This is a genomic window from Mycobacterium syngnathidarum (assembly GCF_001942625.1).
GTDB classification, from domain to species: domain Bacteria; phylum Actinomycetota; class Actinomycetes; order Mycobacteriales; family Mycobacteriaceae; genus Mycobacterium; species Mycobacterium syngnathidarum.
This window is the reverse complement of sequence record NZ_MLCL01000001.1, coordinates 24,735-40,744: the sequence shown is the minus strand read 5'-3', so window position 1 is coordinate 40,744 and position 16,010 is coordinate 24,735. Positions and strand designations below refer to the sequence as shown.

Here is a 16,010-nt window from a genome sequence, read left to right as displayed (position 1 = left end):
GCTCATCTGCAGCACTAGATGTGGACAGCTCGTACCGGGTACCGCCCCTGCGGAACGGACCGCCAACCTCCGCGCCCGGGACGGCCGCCCATTAGAGTGGACGGTAGGTACTACGTGCGGGCTATGAGAAAACCGACAGAACGCAGCCGTACGCGGGTACCGCTAGCGATGGAGAGCAGGTAACCACCGATGTTTGAGAGATTTACCGACCGTGCCCGCAGGGTCGTCGTCCTGGCGCAAGAAGAAGCCCGGATGCTCAACCACAACTACATCGGGACCGAGCACATCCTGTTGGGTCTGATTCACGAGGGCGAAGGCGTCGCCGCCAAGTCGCTGGAGTCGTTGGGCATCTCGCTGGAAGGCGTGCGCAGCCAGGTCGAGGAGATCATCGGCCAGGGTCAGCAGGCCCCGTCCGGGCACATCCCGTTCACGCCGCGCGCCAAGAAGGTGCTGGAGCTGTCCTTGCGCGAGGCGCTGCAGCTCGGCCACAACTACATCGGCACCGAGCACATCCTGCTCGGTCTGATCCGCGAAGGTGAAGGCGTCGCCGCGCAGGTGCTGGTCAAGCTCGGCGCCGAGCTGACGCGCGTGCGCCAGCAGGTCATCCAGCTGCTGAGCGGTTACCAGGGCAAGGAAGCCGCCGAGGCCGGCACCGGTGGCCGTGGGGGCGAGTCGGGCAACCCGTCGACCTCTCTGGTCCTCGACCAGTTCGGCCGTAACCTCACCGCCGCCGCCATGGAGGGCAAGCTCGATCCGGTCATCGGCCGTGAGAAGGAAATCGAGCGGGTCATGCAGGTGCTGAGCCGCCGCACCAAGAACAACCCGGTGCTGATCGGTGAGCCGGGCGTCGGCAAGACCGCCGTCGTCGAGGGCCTGGCGCAGGCCATCGTGCACGGCGAGGTTCCCGAGACCCTGAAGGACAAGCAGCTCTACACCCTGGACCTGGGGTCTTTGGTGGCAGGCAGCCGCTACCGCGGTGACTTCGAGGAGCGACTGAAGAAGGTGCTCAAGGAGATCAACACCCGTGGCGACATCATCTTGTTCATCGACGAGCTGCACACCCTCGTCGGCGCCGGTGCCGCCGAAGGTGCCATCGACGCGGCCTCGATCCTGAAGCCGAAGCTGGCCCGTGGCGAGCTGCAGACCATCGGCGCGACCACCCTCGACGAGTACCGCAAGTACATCGAGAAGGACGCCGCGCTGGAGCGCCGGTTCCAGCCGGTGCAGGTCGGTGAGCCGACGGTCGAGCACACCATCGAGATCCTCAAGGGGCTGCGCGACCGCTACGAGGCGCACCACCGCGTCTCGATCACCGACGGTGCCCTGGTGGCCGCCGCGACCCTGGCCGACCGGTACATCAACGACCGGTTCCTGCCCGACAAGGCGATCGACCTGATCGACGAGGCCGGCGCCCGGATGCGCATCCGCCGGATGACCGCCCCGCCAGACCTGCGCGAGTTCGACGAGAAGATCGCCGATGCGCGCCGGGAGAAGGAGTCCGCGATCGACGCGCAGGACTTCGAAAAGGCCGCCAGCCTGCGTGACCGCGAGAAGCAGTTGGTCGCCCAGCGCGCCGAGCGGGAGAAGCAGTGGCGTTCCGGTGATCTCGACGTCGTCGCCGAAGTCGACGACGAGCAGATCGCCGAGGTGCTCGGCAACTGGACCGGCATCCCGGTGTTCAAGCTGACCGAGGCCGAGACCACGCGTCTGCTGCGCATGGAGGACGAGCTGCACAAGCGGATCATCGGCCAGGAGGACGCCGTCAAGGCTGTCTCCAAGGCGATTCGCCGCACCCGGGCCGGCCTGAAGGACCCGAAGCGCCCGTCCGGCTCGTTCATCTTCGCCGGCCCGTCCGGTGTCGGTAAGACCGAGCTCTCCAAGGCGCTGGCCAACTTCCTGTTCGGCGACGACGACGCGCTCATCCAGATCGACATGGGCGAGTTCCACGACCGCTTCACCGCGTCGCGGCTGTTCGGTGCCCCTCCGGGTTACGTCGGATACGAAGAGGGCGGCCAGCTCACCGAGAAGGTGCGCCGCAAGCCGTTCTCGGTCGTGCTGTTCGACGAGATCGAAAAGGCCCACCAGGAGATCTACAACAGCCTGTTGCAGGTCCTGGAAGACGGTCGTCTCACCGACGGTCAGGGTCGCACGGTCGACTTCAAGAACACGGTGTTGATCTTCACCTCCAACCTGGGTACCTCCGACATCAGCAAGGCTGTCGGACTGGGCTTCTCCCAGGGCGGCGGGGAGAACAACTACGAGCGGATGAAGCAGAAGGTCAACGACGAGCTCAAGAAGCACTTCCGGCCGGAGTTCCTCAACCGCATCGATGACATCATCGTGTTCCACCAGCTGACGCAGGACGAGATCATCCAGATGGTCGACCTGATGATCAGCCGGGTCGGCAACCAGCTCAAGACCAAGGACATGGCCATGGAGCTGACCGACAAGGCCAAGGCCCTGCTGGCCAAGCGAGGCTTCGACCCCGTGCTCGGTGCCCGGCCGCTGCGCCGCACCATCCAGCGCGAGATCGAGGATCAACTGTCCGAGAAGATCCTGTTCGAGGAACTCGGGCCCGGCCAGTTGGTCACGGTCGACGTCGAGGGCTGGGACGGCGAAGGTGCCGGCGAGGACGCGAAGTTCACGTTCTCGGGCGCGCCGAAGGCGGCCGGCTCCGACGGTCCGGACCTGGCCAAGGCCGGCGCCACTGCGGAATAAGGTTCAAGAGGAATGCCCCCGCGCAGAAATGGCGGGGGCATTTTTCATACCGGTTTCACACCTGCCGTAGGGAGAATTCCTGCGCGGTAGTTAGGATGCTGCTGTAATCGACAGGCAAAGGAATCTGGTGAGACTCCAGGACGGCCGCGCCACTGTTTAACAGTCAGACCCTGACCTGTCACGCCACGGACTGGGACGCGATATCCCGGGAAGGAATTTCTGATGACTGCTCCTGAGGTGGGTAAGAGCCGGGTGGGCGCGATCGACCTTTCGGCCGCCAGCGCCGTGGCCTGGCTATCCCTGACCGCTTTCCTTGCGCTGGTCTTGCTGTATTTCGTTGGTGTCGACCAGGGGGCCACCTCGGTATTCGGCGACAACATGTACATCCACGAGTTCGTCCACGACGCCCGGCACCTGCTCGGTTTCCCCTGCCACTGATCTGACACAGGGGACAACAGAACAATGGAAAAACATGTGATCTGGCGAGGCGTACTCGCCGGGGCGATCGCCGGTGTTTTGGCGTTCATCTGGTCGAAGATCTTCATCGAGCCCATCGTCGGGCGCGCAATCGACTTCGAGGACGGGACATCGGCGGCGCATGAGGCGCTCGCGCACGCTCACGGCGGCCACAGTCATGGCGAGGAGGGTGGCGAACTGTTCACCCGCGGAGTCCAGTCCACGATCGGCATGGGATTCGGTGTGCTGGCTTTCAGCGTGGCCTTGGGCGCGCTCTTCGCCGTCGTGTTCTGCGTGGCATACGGTCGGCTCAACAATCTGTCGGCGCGCGTGCTGTCTGTGCTCATCGCCGGCGGCATGTTGATTTCGCTGTGGGTAGTGCCGTCCCTGAAATATCCGCCGAATCCACCGGCCACCAGTCTCGACGAGACGATCACCCAGCGGGCTCTGCTGTACCTGCTGATGGTCGGTTTGTCGGCGCTGCTGATGGTTGCCGCGGCCTACCTCGGCCATCAGCTGGCTCCGAAGCTCGGTGCATGGAATGCGACCCTCGTCGGTGCCGCCGCGTACATCGTCGCTGTGGCCGTGCTCATGTTGATCCTGCCCACGATCAACGAGACGCCCGGCCCGTTGCGCGATGATGCGGGCAACATCGTGTTCCCGGGTTTCCCAGCGGTCGATCTCTACGAGTTCCGGCTCTACGGGCTGGGTACCCAGGTGATCATCTGGGCGACGATCGGACTTGTGTGTGCGGCGACGCTGTCGCGGCTGCTGGACGGCAAGCGGGAACAAGTCTCGGCGTGAGTGAGGTCGTCCGGCTGACGTTGGTGTCTCATGCCATGACCGACGCCACGGCAGCCGGCCGGTTTCCCACCGACGAGCCGCTGAATGCGCTGGGGCATCGTCAGGCTGATGCGGCCGTTGAACTCGGTGTCATCGACGCCGCGTATTGCGGGCCCGAGAAGCGGGCCCGCCAGACCGCCGAACTGCTGGGGCTCTCGGCGGCGGTCGAGCCGCAACTGGCCGATCTGGATTTCGGCGGCTGGCGCGGCAGTGTGCTCGGCGGCCTGCCGCCGGCCGACCTGGCGGTCTGGCTGACTGATCCGGCCCGGGCACCGCACGGCGGTGAAACGGTGGTCGGTCTCATCAACCGGGTGCACCGTTGGCTGGACAGCCTGGCGCCGGTGCGTGGCCGACTGGTCGCGGTGACACATCCGGCGGTGGTCCGGGCCGCGATCCTGGTGGCGTTGGACGCACCGCCGAAGTCTTTCTGGCGCATCGATGTCGCACCGATGAGCCGTGCCGTCATGCATTTCCGCGGCCAGGCCTGGACGCTGCGAAGCGGCAGCTAGCCCGGTCCTAGTGCGCCACCGGTGCCATCGCGAATGCCCGCTTGGCGATTTGCAGCAGCCAGCCCGCGGCGGTAGGGCTGCGGAACTTCGGCCAGTTCAGCTGGAAACTGAACACCCACGGCTGTCCGGTGTAGTCCACCGCGTACCAGCTGAAGGTCAGGTCGCCGGGTAGGTTTCCGCCCTTGGCGCCGATGTATTTCCATTTCGCCGGATCCGGGTCGATGCCGGGCAGCGCCGACAGGATGTCCTTCACGGGCGCGGCAGGGCCGACGGCAGAGGCCTGCAGGGCGGCGTGCACCCGGCAGATGTCGGCGGCGCTGGCGAACCACTCCAGCCCGTCGTTGGAGGCCGGGGTGTGCGTGCGGTATGGATCTGGTTCGTAGGGACGGGAATTGGTCTGTTGCAGCAGTGCCACCCGCCCGGCGGGGGACGCGCTGTTCCACTCGTCGCGAAGGTTGGGCTTACCCCAGCCGACGGAGAAAACCTCGTGCATGGTCGGGAACGGGGTCATGCTGGCCGGGTCGTGGTGGCCGGCGGTCACCAGCGCGCGTTCCACGGCCGATGGGCCCACCCGTCCGATGAGCAGGTCGGTGGCCATGTTGTCGCTGGCCGAGATCATCTGCTGGGCTGCGGTCCGCACAGTGATCTCGGCACCGGGGGGAAGCTTGTCCAGGCCGGCCGAACCGAGCTTCTTGCCCTCCTTGGTGATTGTGAGGTGATCGTCCCAACGCAGGGTCCCGGCCTTGACCGCATCCGAAACTGCAAGCAGCACATAGAGTTTGAAGATCGAAGCCAGGGGCAGCGACAGCTCGGTGTTGGTGCCTGCGACCTGCTCGCACTTACCGTTGTTCACCTTGGACACCCGGTAGGAGTAGCGCGCGCCCGATTTGGTCAGCTCGGTGTCGATATCGGACCAGGTTTCGATCTTCGGCGGCACCAGCGTGACGTCGAAACGGTCGACCAGACCCGCGTCGTTGGTCCTCAGTTCGATGTCCTGGGCCACGTTGTAGGACGTGAGTACGTGCAACGTGGCCTGCGCGGCGCCGATGTCCACCGAGGTGACCTTGAACGGGCGATCCCACCAGATGGAGTCCATCTTGGTGCCGACCAGATCGACCTTCTCGGGTGCGGCCAGGGTACGCACGCCGATCGGACCGATCGGCCAGTCGGAGTTGAGCATGTCCATGGTCTGCTTGGCCCGCAGACCCGGAGGGGTGATGGTGTCGATGTGCGCGCCGTAGGACACTTCTGCCGCGGGCGCGACATTGGGCGAACAGCCACAAGCCAGGGCCGCGGCGACCGCCGTGATGGCCGTCAGGCCAACCGTGCGGCGCAGCGTCCGGCCGCGGCTACGCCTGGGCAGCCGGCCCTGCAACGTCCAACACAACCTCGAACTCCAGCAGCGATGCGCCGGTCGCCACAGGCTTTGCCTGCTGGCCCTTGTGTGCCTCGACTGCCGGGCCCGAAGCCCAGGCCTGGAAGGCCTCTTCGGATTCCCACTGGGTGACCACGAAGTAGCGGTCTTCGCCCTTGACGGGGCGCAGCAACTGGAAGCCGAGGAAACCTGGCTGACTGTCGACGGCATGTGCACGGTTCGCGAACCGCTTCTCCAGCTCCGGGCCGGCGTTGGGCGGGACCTCGATGGCGTTGATCTTCACGACGGGCATGGTGTCAAGGCTACCGCGGCGGCCCGGCAAGATAACGGGATGGTCACAGATCTACTCACCCATCGAGGAGGCCGCGGCGAGCCCATCGTCCTGGTGCACGGTCTGATGGGCCGTGGCAGCACCTGGTCACGTCAATTGCCGTGGCTGACGAACCTGGGTGAGGTCTACACCTATGATGCGCCGTGGCACCGTGGCCGCGAGGTGGTCGACCCCTATCCGATCAGCACCGAACGGTTCGTGGCAGATCTCGGTGATGCCGTGGCCGGGCTCGGGAGGCCGGCGATACTGGTCGGCCATTCCATGGGAGCGTTGCATTCCTGGTGTCTGGCGGCAGCCCGCCCGGAACTGGCGCGAGCCGTGGTGGTGGAGGACATGGCCCCTGATTTCCGGGGCCGAACCACCGGGCCGTGGGAGCCGTGGGTACATGCGCTTCCGGTTGAATTCGGTTCGGCACAAGAGGTTTACGACGAGTTCGGTCCGGTCGCGGGCCAGTACTTCCTGGAGGCGTTCGACCGGACGGAGACGGGTTGGCGGTTGCACGGGTATCCGCAGTGGTGGCTGGACATCGCTGCCCAGTGGGGGACGCGCGACTATTGGCAGCAGTGGCAGGACGTGCGGGTGCCGACCCTGCTGATGGAGGCGGGCAATTCGGTCGCACCGCCCGGGCAGATGCGGCGGATGGCCGAGATCGGGCGGGACGCAAGGTATTTGTATGTCCGGGGCGCGGGCCATCTGATCCACGACGATGCGCCCGGGGTGTATCGCGAAGCGGTGACCAGCTTTCTAGCGGCGCTCGCCTAAGACGCCCGGCCTGGGCCAGGCCGGCTGGTGCTCGAACCGGCTGCGGATCGCGTCGAGATCCTGGCCCGCGCGGTATGTCTCGTAGTCGGGTTGGTGGATGTCGAACAGATCGAGGCGGAACCGCAGGACATTGCTGCGCCGTGCCGCCCAGCCCACCGCCGCGGCGACCGCGAATGGCGAGATCAGGATGATCAGAGCGAGTGCAACAGTCATGGCAGTAATTGTTGTCAGGTAAATATGCAGCCAACAGTGGCAGCGCTGACACCTTACGATAAAATGCTGCCATGCTGAGAAGCGTCTCCACGCTGGTTCTCGACGGCCTGGCCGTTTTCGAGTTCGGGGTCATCTGTGAGGTTTTCGGGATCGACCGGTCCACCGAGGGGGTGCCGAACTTCGACTTCAAAGTGTGCGGCCCCGAACCGGGCAAGCCGGTGCGGACGTCCGTGGGGGCGACGCTGACGCCTGAGCACGGCCTCGACGCTCTGCAGGGCGTCGACTTGGTGGCGATCCCGGCGATCGGGACGTCCGACTACCTGCCCGAGGCATTGGAGGCCGTACGGGCCGCCGCCGACGCGGGCTCGATCATCCTGACCGTGTGCTCGGGCGCGTTCCTCGCCGGCGCCGCCGGTCTGTTGGACGGTCGGCCGTGCACCACGCATTGGATGCACGCCGACGCGCTGGCCCGCAAATATCCGACCGCCAAGGTGGACCGCAACGTCCTGTTCGTCGACGACGGCAACCTGATCACCAGTGCCGGCACTGCAGCGGGTATCGATGCGTGCCTGCACCTGGTGCGCCGGGAACTCGGCAGCGAGGCGACCAACAAGATCGCCCGGCGCATGGTGGTCCCCCCGCAGCGCGACGGCGGGCAACGCCAGTTCATCGACCAGCCGATCCCGGTCCGATGTTCGGAAGGCTTTGCCCCGCACCTGGATTGGATCATGACCAATCTCGACAAGCCGCATACGGTGACCTCGCTGGCCAGGCGATCGGCGATGTCCACCCGCACGTTCGCCCGCCGGTTCGTCGAAGAGACCGGCACCACGCCGATGCAGTGGATCACCGATCAGCGGGTGTTGTACGCACGCAGGCTGCTTGAGGAGTCCGACCTCGACATCGACCGGATCGCCGGGCAGGCCGGATTCGGCACCGCAACGCTGCTGCGTCACCACTTTCGCCGCGTCATCGGTGTCACGCCCTCGGATTATCGACGTCAATTCGCCTGTGGTGCAGACGAAGAGGCCGTCACAGCCTGACGGGTCAGCCGTCGGGCTGGCAGGCCACATTGACGTAGACCGTGGTGTGTTGCGACGGATCGATCCGATACCCACTCGCGTCGATGTTGGAATCGGCCAGCCCGTGCACTCCGGTGACCCAGCCCTACGGCCGCCGCCGTACACCCCAAGGTTGCTAAAAGTTTGCTTGACATGACTCCGTTCTATGTGGCAGGGCGTCTATATGGCGCTCTGCGACGGGAGTTCATGCCGATCTCATGTAATTTCGCCTTCACCGGCCAGTGCGAACCGGCCGTCGTTTGTTTGCTCGACCAGTCCGTCGACCAATAGTGAGTCCAGTGCCCGATCCCGTTGCGCGGTATCGGTGAGCCAGGCCACGTCCAGCTGCGCACGGCTGACCGGAGAGCTGCTGCCGCGCAGCACGTCCAAGAGCCTGCCGCGGACCTGGCGATCGGTTCCGGCGTACCGCTGGACCCGCTTCACTGTCGTTGCGGCCGGGTAACCCGCACTGCGCCAGCGGCATCGGCTCAATGGGCAACTGCGGCATACCGGCGCGCGGGCCGTGCACACCACCGCGCCCAGCTCCATCAATGCGGCAGAGAACGTCGGCGCGGTGGCGTCGTCGGGCAGCAGCGCGGCCACGTCATCGAGGTCGCGGGCCCGGGCGGGGGCGTCGGCCTGCCCGTGCAGGACCCTGGTGACGACCCGGCGCACATTGGTGTCGACCACCGGAACGGCGGCCGAATATGCGAAACAGGCCACCGCCCGGGCCGTGTAGGCACCCACGCCGGGCAGCGTCAGCAGCGTGTCGACGTCCCTGGGTACCTCGTCGTCGTACTCGGAGGCGATCACCACCGCACATTCGTGCAGGCGTTTGGCCCGGCGGGGGTAACCCAGCTTGCCCCAGGCGCGCAGCACCTCTGCCGACCCCGCGGCAGCCGTGGCAGAGGGGGTCGGCCACCGGTCGATCCAGGCCAGCCAGATCGGCTCGACCCGGGACACCGGCGTTTGCTGCAGCATGAATTCACTCACCAGGATCTGCCACGCACTCACCCCCGGCCGCCGCCACGGCAGGTCCCGTTGGGCCTGCTCGTACCAGCTCACAAGCTCGCCTGCGTCGATGCTCATCGGCGACTCATGCAGAATGGCTTACATGCCCAATTCGAATCCGGTATCCGCGTGGAAGGCACTCAAGGACGGTAACGCTCGCTTCGTAGCGGGCGAACCGCAGCATCCCAGCCAGGACATCGCGCGCCGCGCCAGCCTGGCGAACGGCCAGAAGCCCACCGCAGTGGTGTTCGGATGCGGCGACAGCCGTGTCGCCGCGGAGTTGCTGTTCGACCAGGGCCTCGGCGACATGTTCGTGGTGCGTACCGCGGGCCACGTCATCGACAACGCGGTGCTGGGCTCGATCGAGTACGCGGTGTCGGTTCTGAACGTGCCGCTGATCGTGGTCCTGGGCCATGACAGCTGCGGTGCGGTCAAGGCCGCCATCAACGCCCTCGAGGAGGGGCAGGTGCCCGGCGGCTACGTGCGGGACATCGTGGAGCGGGTGACTCCGTCGATCCTGATGGGTCGCCATTCCGGGTTGACCCGCGTCGACGAGTTCGAGGCCTTCCACGTCAAGGAGACGGTCAATCAGCTGCAGATGCGGTCGGCCGCGATCTCCAATGGGCTGGCCGCCGGCACGCAGGCCATCGTGGGTGCCACCTACCACCTGTCCGACGGTCACGTCGAGCTTCGTAGCCACCTCGGCAACATCGGCGAAGCCTGAGAATTTCGGCACCAGGCCGACACGCCGGGGCGCCTCGGTCAACTGCGCATGACCTGGGCTTACCGTGAAAGCCGTGTTGGATCTCGAACCTCATGGGCCACTGCCCTCGCAGATTTACTGGCGGCGCCGCGCGCTGGCCATCGGAATCGCGGTGGTGGTCGTGGGGATCATCGCCGCGATCGTCGCGGTCATCATGACCAGCGGGTCCGGAGCCGAGACCACATCTGCTGACGAGCCCACCGCCGAGGCCGCCGCGCCGACGCCGCTGCCCGGCGAGAACCCCGAGGTCAAGACCCCGGTGGTGCCGCCAGTTCAGCATGCGCCGCCGCCGACGGCCACGCCGACGGCGGCCGTCACGCCGCCGCCGTTGCTCAGAGAGGGTGACGACTGCCCGGATTCCACCCTCGCGGTCAAGGGCATCACCAGCCAGCCCGAGTATGTCGTGGGCGATCAGCCGAAGTTCACCATGGTGGTGACCAACATCGGCCTGGTGGCCTGCAAGCGCGATGTGGGGGCGGCGGTGCTGGCCGCCTACGTGTACTCGCTGGACAACAACCGGCTGTGGTCGAATCTGGACTGCGCACCGTCCAACGAGACCCTGGTGAAGACCTTCAACCCCGGTGAGCAGGTCACCACCGAGGTGACCTGGACCGGCATGGGCTCGGCGCCGCAGTGCCCGATGCCCCGCCAGCCGATCGGGCCGGGTACCTACAACCTGATGGTTCAGTTGGGCAATCTGAGATCGGCGCCGGTGCCATTCATCCTGGCCCAGGCCAACGCACAGCAGCCGGTCCCACCCGCCGAGGGCGTGCCGCCGGGCCCGCTGCCGGGACCGGGCAACTGAGGCTCAGGCCAGCCGGTCGGCGATAGTCGACTCGGCCAGTAGTGACAGGCCTTCCCGAATATGTCGGGCCCACATCGACCCGATGCCGTCGACGGATTGCAGATCGTCGGCGCTGGCGGCCAGCAGTCCCTGCAGGGACCCGAACGAGCGGACCAGCAGATCGACATGGGCGAACTGCAGGCGCGGTATCCCCGCCATCGCGCGGTAACCGCGTGAGCTCATCGCCGAATCCTGCGCCTCGGCCGTCGATGGGTATCCGAAAACCCTTGCCAGCGTGGTGAAGTCGAGAAGTTCACTGTCGGTCAGGGCATCCAGCTCATCGAGGGTGGCGTGGACCTGTGCGGCGGTCGGCGGGTCCGGCAGGGCGTGGTAATCCCGCACGATCAGCTCGCGCGCGGCCTCGTTGTCGCCGACGAGTTCGTCGAGTTGCAACTTGAGCTGGCGCCCGTCGGTGCCCAGTTCCACGACGTCGGCATCGATCTCAAGGCTGATGCGCCGCACCATCTCCAGGCGCTGCACCACGGTCATGACGTCACGCAGGGTCACGAAATCTTCGATCTCGGCGGTGGACAGCTGCTTGCTCACCTCGTCGAGCCGGCCCTTGTAGCGCTCCAGCGTGGCGATGGTCTGGTTCGCGCGCGACAGGATGGTCGCCGAATCGGGCACCACGTGGCGTTCCCCGGCCACGTAGACCGTCACGATGCTCATCGAGTGGCTGACCGAGATCACCGGGTAACCGGTCTGGATGGCGGTGCGCTCGGCCGAGCGGTGGCGGGTGCCGGACTCGTCGGTGGGGATCGACGGATCCGGCACCAGTTGGACGTTGGCCCGCACGATCCGGCTGCCGTCGCTGGACAGCACCACCGCGCCGTCCATCTTGGACAGCTCGCGCAACCGGGTCGGGGCGTAGCGCACGTCCAGGGCGAATCCGCCGTCACAGATGGCTTCCACGCTGTCGTCGTAGCCCAGCACGATCAGTGCGCCCGTCTTGCCGCGCAGGATGCGCTCCAGGCCGTCGCGTAACGGGGTTCCGGGTGCCAGCCGGCCGAGGGTTTCTCGTAGCGTCGGCCGAGCCAGATGCACGACGGTGCGGCTGGTCCTGGCGCCGGAGTTCACGGCCATCTGTTCTCCTCGGGTCGGCCGCTATTGTCCGTGATCGGATTGATTGCTGGCAATCGCGATGTCTTTGAGTGCCCGTAATGCCGCCCCGATGTGATCGACGGTGATGACGCGCAGCCCCGCGGGCACGCTGGTGACCCCGGGCGGCACCACGGCAATGTTGAACCCCAGCCGGGCGGCCTCTGCCAGCCTGCGGTCCATGCCGGTGACCCGGCGCAGATCGCCGACCAGCCCAACCTCGCCGATCGCCACCGCATTCATCGGCAACGCGACGTCGAGATAGGCCGATGCCACGGCCACCGCCACGGCCAGGTCCGAGGACGGGTCGGTCAGCCGCATACCGCCGACGGTGGACAGGTAGATGTCGTTGTTGCCGATCGGCAGGCCGCAGCGGGTCTGCAGCACCGCGCCGATCATGGCAGCGCGGGCCGAATCGATCCCGCTGACGACCCGCCGCGGTGGCCCCACGGGCGGGGCGACGAGTGCCTGCACCTCGCCGATCATCGGGCGCTTGCCGTCGAGGGTGACCGTGATGGCGGTGCCCGGTACCGCGGCCGGGCGCTGATCCAGGAAGAGTCCGGAGGGATCGCTGACGCACTCGATTCCGTTGTCGTGCATCTGGAAACAGCCGACCTCGTCGGCGGCGCCGAACCGGTTCTTGACCCCGCGCACCATGCGCAGGCTCGACGCGTGATCACCTTCGAAGTGCAGCACCACGTCGACAAGATGCTCCAGCGAACGCGGGCCCGCGATGGCGCCGTCCTTGGTCACATGGCCCACCAGGATCATGGCTACTGCCGGGTCACCGACAGCGGTCTTGGCGTGCCCGGTCAGCGCCGTCGTCACCGCACGAACCTGGGTGACCCCGCCGGTCACGCCGTCGGCCTCGGTGGTCGACATGGTTTGCACCGAATCGACGATGACCAGACTGGGCTTGACCTCGTCGATGTGGCCGAGAGCGATCTGTAGATCGGATTCGCCTGCCAGATAGACGTTGTCGTGCGTGCAGCCGGTGCGTTCGGCACGCAGCCTGATCTGGCCCGCGGACTCCTCACCGGACAGGTACAGCGCGCGGCGGCCGGTGTGCGCCCAGCGGTTGGCCACCTCCAGGAGAAGCGTCGACTTGCCAACCCCGGGTTCGCCGGCCAGCAGCGTGACCGAACCGGCCACGAGGCCACCGCCGAGGACCCGGTCCAGTTCACTGACCCCGGTCGCATGATGCCGGGTGACGCCGGGGTCGATCGAGGTGATCGGCTGCGCGGGTGAGGTCGGGGCCACCGAGCGGCGGACCGACCCGCCCACCGACGACAGGGTGGCTACTTCGTCGACCGTTCCCCAGGTGCCGCAGTTGGCGCAGCGGCCTACCCATTTGGGGGTGGCGTGCTGACATTCCGAGCAGCGGTATTGCGAACGTACTTTCGAAGCGGCCACGCCGTGACACTAACGGGTACCTCCGACATCGGCGGTTCGCACGCGCCGGTGGGGGTCCGGAGGGTCAGAGATCTTTCAGATCAGTGATGGCCACCGGCGGCGGCGCCCTCGCCGGGCTCTTCGCCCGCCTTGTTGCGCCGGGGCGCCTCGCCTGCCGAAATCGGCACGGCCACTGTCGTTTCGCCGTTCTCGAACTTGAACGTGAAGTCGTAGAGCAGCCCGTTGGTGACCGGCTTGGTCAAGGTCACCTTCGCGGTGACAGCCTCGGCCGCCTCGGTCTTCTCCAGCGGTTTGGTCTGGCCGTCGGGCTCGCCCACCACGAGCACGCCGCCCGCCGGGATGGTCTGGTCCCCGGTCAGTGCCACGTCGCCGACGGTGGTCTTGATGGAGACGAGCTTGTTGGGCGCCTCGGTGGAATCGTTGGCTGCGACGAACAGCAGCTCGGCCTCGGAGCCGGGCTCGACGTAGTCCTTTTGCTGCGGAGCGCGCAGGTGCACGTTGCGCAGGGCGATGGAGCCGGCCTGGGCGTTGACGCCGTTGACGGCGGGTTCCTGGGTCGCCGTCTGGGAGACCTGCCCGGCACTGCAACCGGTGAGAACGGCTGCGGTCAGGCCACATGCGGCCAGACCGGCCGAGGCACGCATTGCGAAGCGGTTCACTCAAGCCTCCTGAGCTGGGTCGGCGTACTTCGACTATGCACAGTAGTAGGTGGCCTCGGCGGGTGGAATGTGAGGGCGTGGCAGCGGGGTCGAAACGGCGTACCGCGCCGGGTGGTTCAGCCTCGCAACCGCTTTGCGGCGGCACCCCTTTCGCGCCTCCGGACGGCACTGCAGTTGCACGCTTTCGTCACCGTGTCAACCCCTGTTCTTCACCTGCAGTGCCCCTGACCTGCGCAGTTGGTGCGCATGTGATCTGGGCCCGTGTTACGATGGACTAGCGAAAGGGGCTCGAATCAGATGATTTTTAAGGTCGGAGACACCGTCGTCTATCCACACCACGGTGCTGCGTTGATCGAGGCGATCGAAACCCGGACCATCAAAGGCGAGCAGAAGGAATATCTCGTACTGAAGGTCGCCCAGGGGGATCTGACCGTTCGAGTGCCCGCAGAGAACGCCGAGTACGTCGGAGTCCGCGACGTCGTGGGCCAGGAAGGCCTCGACAAGGTTTTCCAGGTGTTGCGCGCGCCGCACACCGAAGAGCCGACCAACTGGTCGCGCCGCTACAAGGCCAATCTCGAGAAGCTGGCCTCCGGTGACGTGAACAAGGTTGCCGAGGTGGTCCGCGATCTGTGGCGTCGGGATCAGGAACGCGGCCTGTCCGCGGGTGAGAAGCGAATGCTGGCCAAGGCCCGGCAGATTTTGGTCGGCGAGCTCGCGCTGGCCGAGAACACCGATGACGCCAAGGCCGAGACCATTCTCGACGAGGTTCTGGCCGCCGCGTCCTGACGCGTGGTGGCAACAACTGTCGCGGTCGTCCCGGCCGCCGGCTCTGGTGAGCGGCTAGGCGCGGGCAGACCCAAAGCGTTCGTCAGTTTGGGGGGCAAGCCCCTGTTGGAGCATGCCCTGGACGGGTTGCTGGCTTCAGGGGTGATCGACACGGTCGTGGTCGCGGTGCCGCCCGCGCTCACCGACGAGGCCATCTTGGTGTTCGGGGAACGCGCGCAGATCGTGGCCGGGGGAGCCGACCGGACAGAGTCGGTGGCGCTGGCTCTCGCCGCCGCCGGCGACCCCGATTTCATCCTCGTGCACGATGCTGCCCGGGCATTGACTCCGCCTTCGCTGATCGCCCGGGTGGTTGCCGCACTGGGCGACGGGCACGCCGCCGTCGTTCCCGGCCTCCCGTTGGCCGACACCATCAAGGCGGTCGACGCCAACGGTGCGGTGCTGGGGACGCCGGAGCGGGCCGGCCTGCGGGCCGTACAGACTCCTCAGGGCTTCCACACCGACGTGTTGCGCCGTGCCTACCGGCGGGCCGGCGCCGGAGCGGTCACCGATGACGCCTCGCTGGTCGAACAGATCGGTACGCCGGTGCAGATCGTCGAGGGCGACCCGCTGGCTTTCAAGATCACCACACCCCTGGACCTGTTGCTCGCCGAGGCTGTCATGGTGCGTGGGGCGTGAGGATTCCCAGGGTCGGTCTCGGTACCGACGTCCATCCCATCGAGCAGGGGCGCCCCTGCTGGTTGTTGGGTCTGCTCTTCGACGGTGCCGACGGCTGCGCCGGACACTCCGACGGCGACGTCGCCGCGCACGCATTGTGCGACGCGCTGCTCAGTGCGGCCGGCCTCGGTGACCTCGGCGCGGTCTTCGGTACCGACCGGCCGGAATGGCGCGGGGTGACCGGCGCCGGCATGTTGCGGCACGTCCGCGAACTGGTGCAGGCGGCAGGCTTCGAGATCGGCAATGCCACCGTGCAGGTGATCGGAAACCGGCCCAAGATCGGGCCGCGCCGCGAGGAGGCCCAGCGGCTGCTGACCGAGCTGGTCGGGGCGCCGGTATCGGTGTCGGCCACCACCACCGACGGGCTCGGGCTGACCGGCCGGGGCGAGGGATTGGCCGCGGTGGCCAGCGCATTGGTGGTTCCTGCCGAATAGGCCGGTAAGCTGGGCCGTCG

Annotated in this window: 18 protein-coding genes; 11 read left to right on the top strand and 7 right to left on the bottom strand. The window is 66.8% G+C overall.

Features of this window, described 5'->3' with window-relative positions; genetic code table 11:
* The first annotated feature begins 189 nt into the window (after positions 1–189).
* The 4 genes from clpC1 (at position 190) to BKG60_RS00220 (ending at position 4,526) form a co-directional block, all read left to right on the top strand.
* Positions 190–2,718: an ATP-dependent protease ATP-binding subunit ClpC gene (gene clpC1, locus BKG60_RS00235; RefSeq protein WP_070943880.1), complete on the top strand. Its 2,529-nt coding sequence runs from the start codon at positions 190–192 to the stop codon at positions 2,716–2,718.
* Between the two features lie 222 nt (positions 2,719–2,940).
* Positions 2,941–3,156: a CbtB domain-containing protein gene (locus tag BKG60_RS00230; protein WP_075908977.1), complete on the top strand. Its 216-nt coding sequence runs from the start codon at positions 2,941–2,943 to the stop codon at positions 3,154–3,156.
* Between the two features lie 24 nt (positions 3,157–3,180).
* Complete coding sequence (locus tag BKG60_RS00225) at positions 3,181–3,978, top strand: CbtA family protein (protein ID WP_075908976.1); 798 nt, start codon at positions 3,181–3,183, stop codon at positions 3,976–3,978.
* Positions 3,975–4,526, top strand: coding sequence for a histidine phosphatase family protein (locus tag BKG60_RS00220; protein ID WP_075908975.1), 552 nt, complete (start codon positions 3,975–3,977; stop codon positions 4,524–4,526). The genes BKG60_RS00225 and BKG60_RS00220 overlap by 4 nt, the downstream gene beginning before the upstream one ends.
* A gap of 7 nt (positions 4,527–4,533) precedes the next feature.
* Here BKG60_RS00220 and BKG60_RS00215 read toward each other — a convergent pair whose 3' ends face one another.
* Together BKG60_RS00215 and mhuD are read right to left on the bottom strand one after the other, a co-directional pair.
* Positions 4,534–5,901 (bottom strand): serine hydrolase, encoded by a 1,368-nt coding sequence (locus BKG60_RS00215; RefSeq protein ID WP_200806152.1) that lies wholly within the window; start codon positions 5,899–5,901, stop codon positions 4,534–4,536.
* A complete protein-coding gene (gene mhuD / locus BKG60_RS00210; protein ID WP_070187736.1) occupies positions 5,876–6,193 on the bottom strand; it encodes a mycobilin-forming heme oxygenase MhuD in 318 nt (105 codons plus the stop codon). The genes BKG60_RS00215 and mhuD overlap by 26 nt, the downstream gene beginning before the upstream one ends.
* 39 nt (positions 6,194–6,232) lie before the next feature.
* Here mhuD and BKG60_RS00205 point away from each other — a divergent pair, with 39 nt between their 5' ends.
* A complete protein-coding gene (locus BKG60_RS00205) occupies positions 6,233–6,994 on the top strand; it encodes an alpha/beta fold hydrolase (RefSeq protein WP_075908974.1) in 762 nt (253 codons plus the stop codon).
* Here BKG60_RS00205 and BKG60_RS00200 read toward each other — a convergent pair.
* The gene (locus BKG60_RS00200) at positions 6,977–7,207 is read right to left on the bottom strand and encodes a hypothetical protein (protein WP_070187738.1); all 231 of its coding nucleotides are present in this window, start codon (positions 7,205–7,207) and stop codon (positions 6,977–6,979) included. The genes BKG60_RS00205 and BKG60_RS00200 overlap by 18 nt on opposite strands.
* A gap of 71 nt (positions 7,208–7,278) precedes the next feature.
* Between BKG60_RS00200 and BKG60_RS00195 the strand changes: the two genes are divergently transcribed.
* A complete protein-coding gene (locus BKG60_RS00195) occupies positions 7,279–8,250 on the top strand; it encodes a GlxA family transcriptional regulator (protein ID WP_075908973.1) in 972 nt (323 codons plus the stop codon).
* 234 nt (positions 8,251–8,484) lie between these two features.
* Here the strand turns inward: BKG60_RS00195 and BKG60_RS00190 are convergent, their stop codons facing one another.
* On the bottom strand, positions 8,485–9,357 hold the full coding sequence (locus BKG60_RS00190) for an HhH-GPD family protein (protein ID WP_075908972.1): 873 nt from the start codon (positions 9,355–9,357) through the stop codon (positions 8,485–8,487).
* 25 nt (positions 9,358–9,382) lie between these two features.
* Between BKG60_RS00190 and BKG60_RS00185 the strand changes: the two genes are divergently transcribed.
* Both BKG60_RS00185 and BKG60_RS00180 read left to right on the top strand, forming a co-directional pair.
* A complete protein-coding gene (locus BKG60_RS00185; protein WP_075909010.1) occupies positions 9,383–10,003 on the top strand; it encodes a carbonic anhydrase in 621 nt (206 codons plus the stop codon).
* 73 nt (positions 10,004–10,076) lie between these two features.
* Positions 10,077–10,847: a hypothetical protein gene (locus tag BKG60_RS00180; protein ID WP_083650186.1), complete on the top strand. Its 771-nt coding sequence runs from the start codon at positions 10,077–10,079 to the stop codon at positions 10,845–10,847.
* Between the two features lie 3 nt (positions 10,848–10,850).
* Here BKG60_RS00180 and disA read toward each other — a convergent pair whose 3' ends face one another.
* From disA to BKG60_RS00165, 3 genes are all read right to left on the bottom strand, one after another.
* Entirely contained in the window at positions 10,851–11,930 is a 1,080-nt protein-coding gene (disA, locus tag BKG60_RS00175; protein WP_171054875.1) for a DNA integrity scanning diadenylate cyclase DisA, read from the bottom strand.
* 60 nt (positions 11,931–11,990) lie between these two features.
* On the bottom strand, positions 11,991–13,397 hold the full coding sequence (radA, locus tag BKG60_RS00170) for a DNA repair protein RadA (RefSeq protein ID WP_075908970.1): 1,407 nt from the start codon (positions 13,395–13,397) through the stop codon (positions 11,991–11,993).
* 80 nt (positions 13,398–13,477) lie between these two features.
* Positions 13,478–14,056 carry a copper chaperone PCu(A)C domain-containing protein gene (locus tag BKG60_RS00165; RefSeq protein ID WP_070187744.1) on the bottom strand — a complete coding sequence of 193 codons (579 nt, stop codon included), beginning with the start codon at positions 14,054–14,056 and terminating at the stop codon, positions 13,478–13,480.
* A 297-nt stretch (positions 14,057–14,353) separates the two neighbouring features.
* Between BKG60_RS00165 and carD the strand changes: the two genes are divergently transcribed.
* From carD to ispF, 3 genes are read left to right on the top strand one after another with little or no spacing between them, the layout of a single operon-like run.
* Positions 14,354–14,842: an RNA polymerase-binding transcription factor CarD gene (gene carD, locus BKG60_RS00160; protein ID WP_003921720.1), complete on the top strand. Its 489-nt coding sequence runs from the start codon at positions 14,354–14,356 to the stop codon at positions 14,840–14,842.
* Positions 14,843–14,845: 3 nt separating this feature from the next.
* On the top strand, positions 14,846–15,517 hold the full coding sequence (gene ispD / locus BKG60_RS00155; RefSeq protein ID WP_242671521.1) for a 2-C-methyl-D-erythritol 4-phosphate cytidylyltransferase: 672 nt from the start codon (positions 14,846–14,848) through the stop codon (positions 15,515–15,517).
* Positions 15,514–15,990: a 2-C-methyl-D-erythritol 2,4-cyclodiphosphate synthase gene (gene ispF / locus BKG60_RS00150; protein ID WP_075908969.1), complete on the top strand. Its 477-nt coding sequence runs from the start codon at positions 15,514–15,516 to the stop codon at positions 15,988–15,990. The genes ispD and ispF overlap by 4 nt, the downstream gene beginning before the upstream one ends.
* Positions 15,991–16,010: the final 20 nt, after the last annotated feature.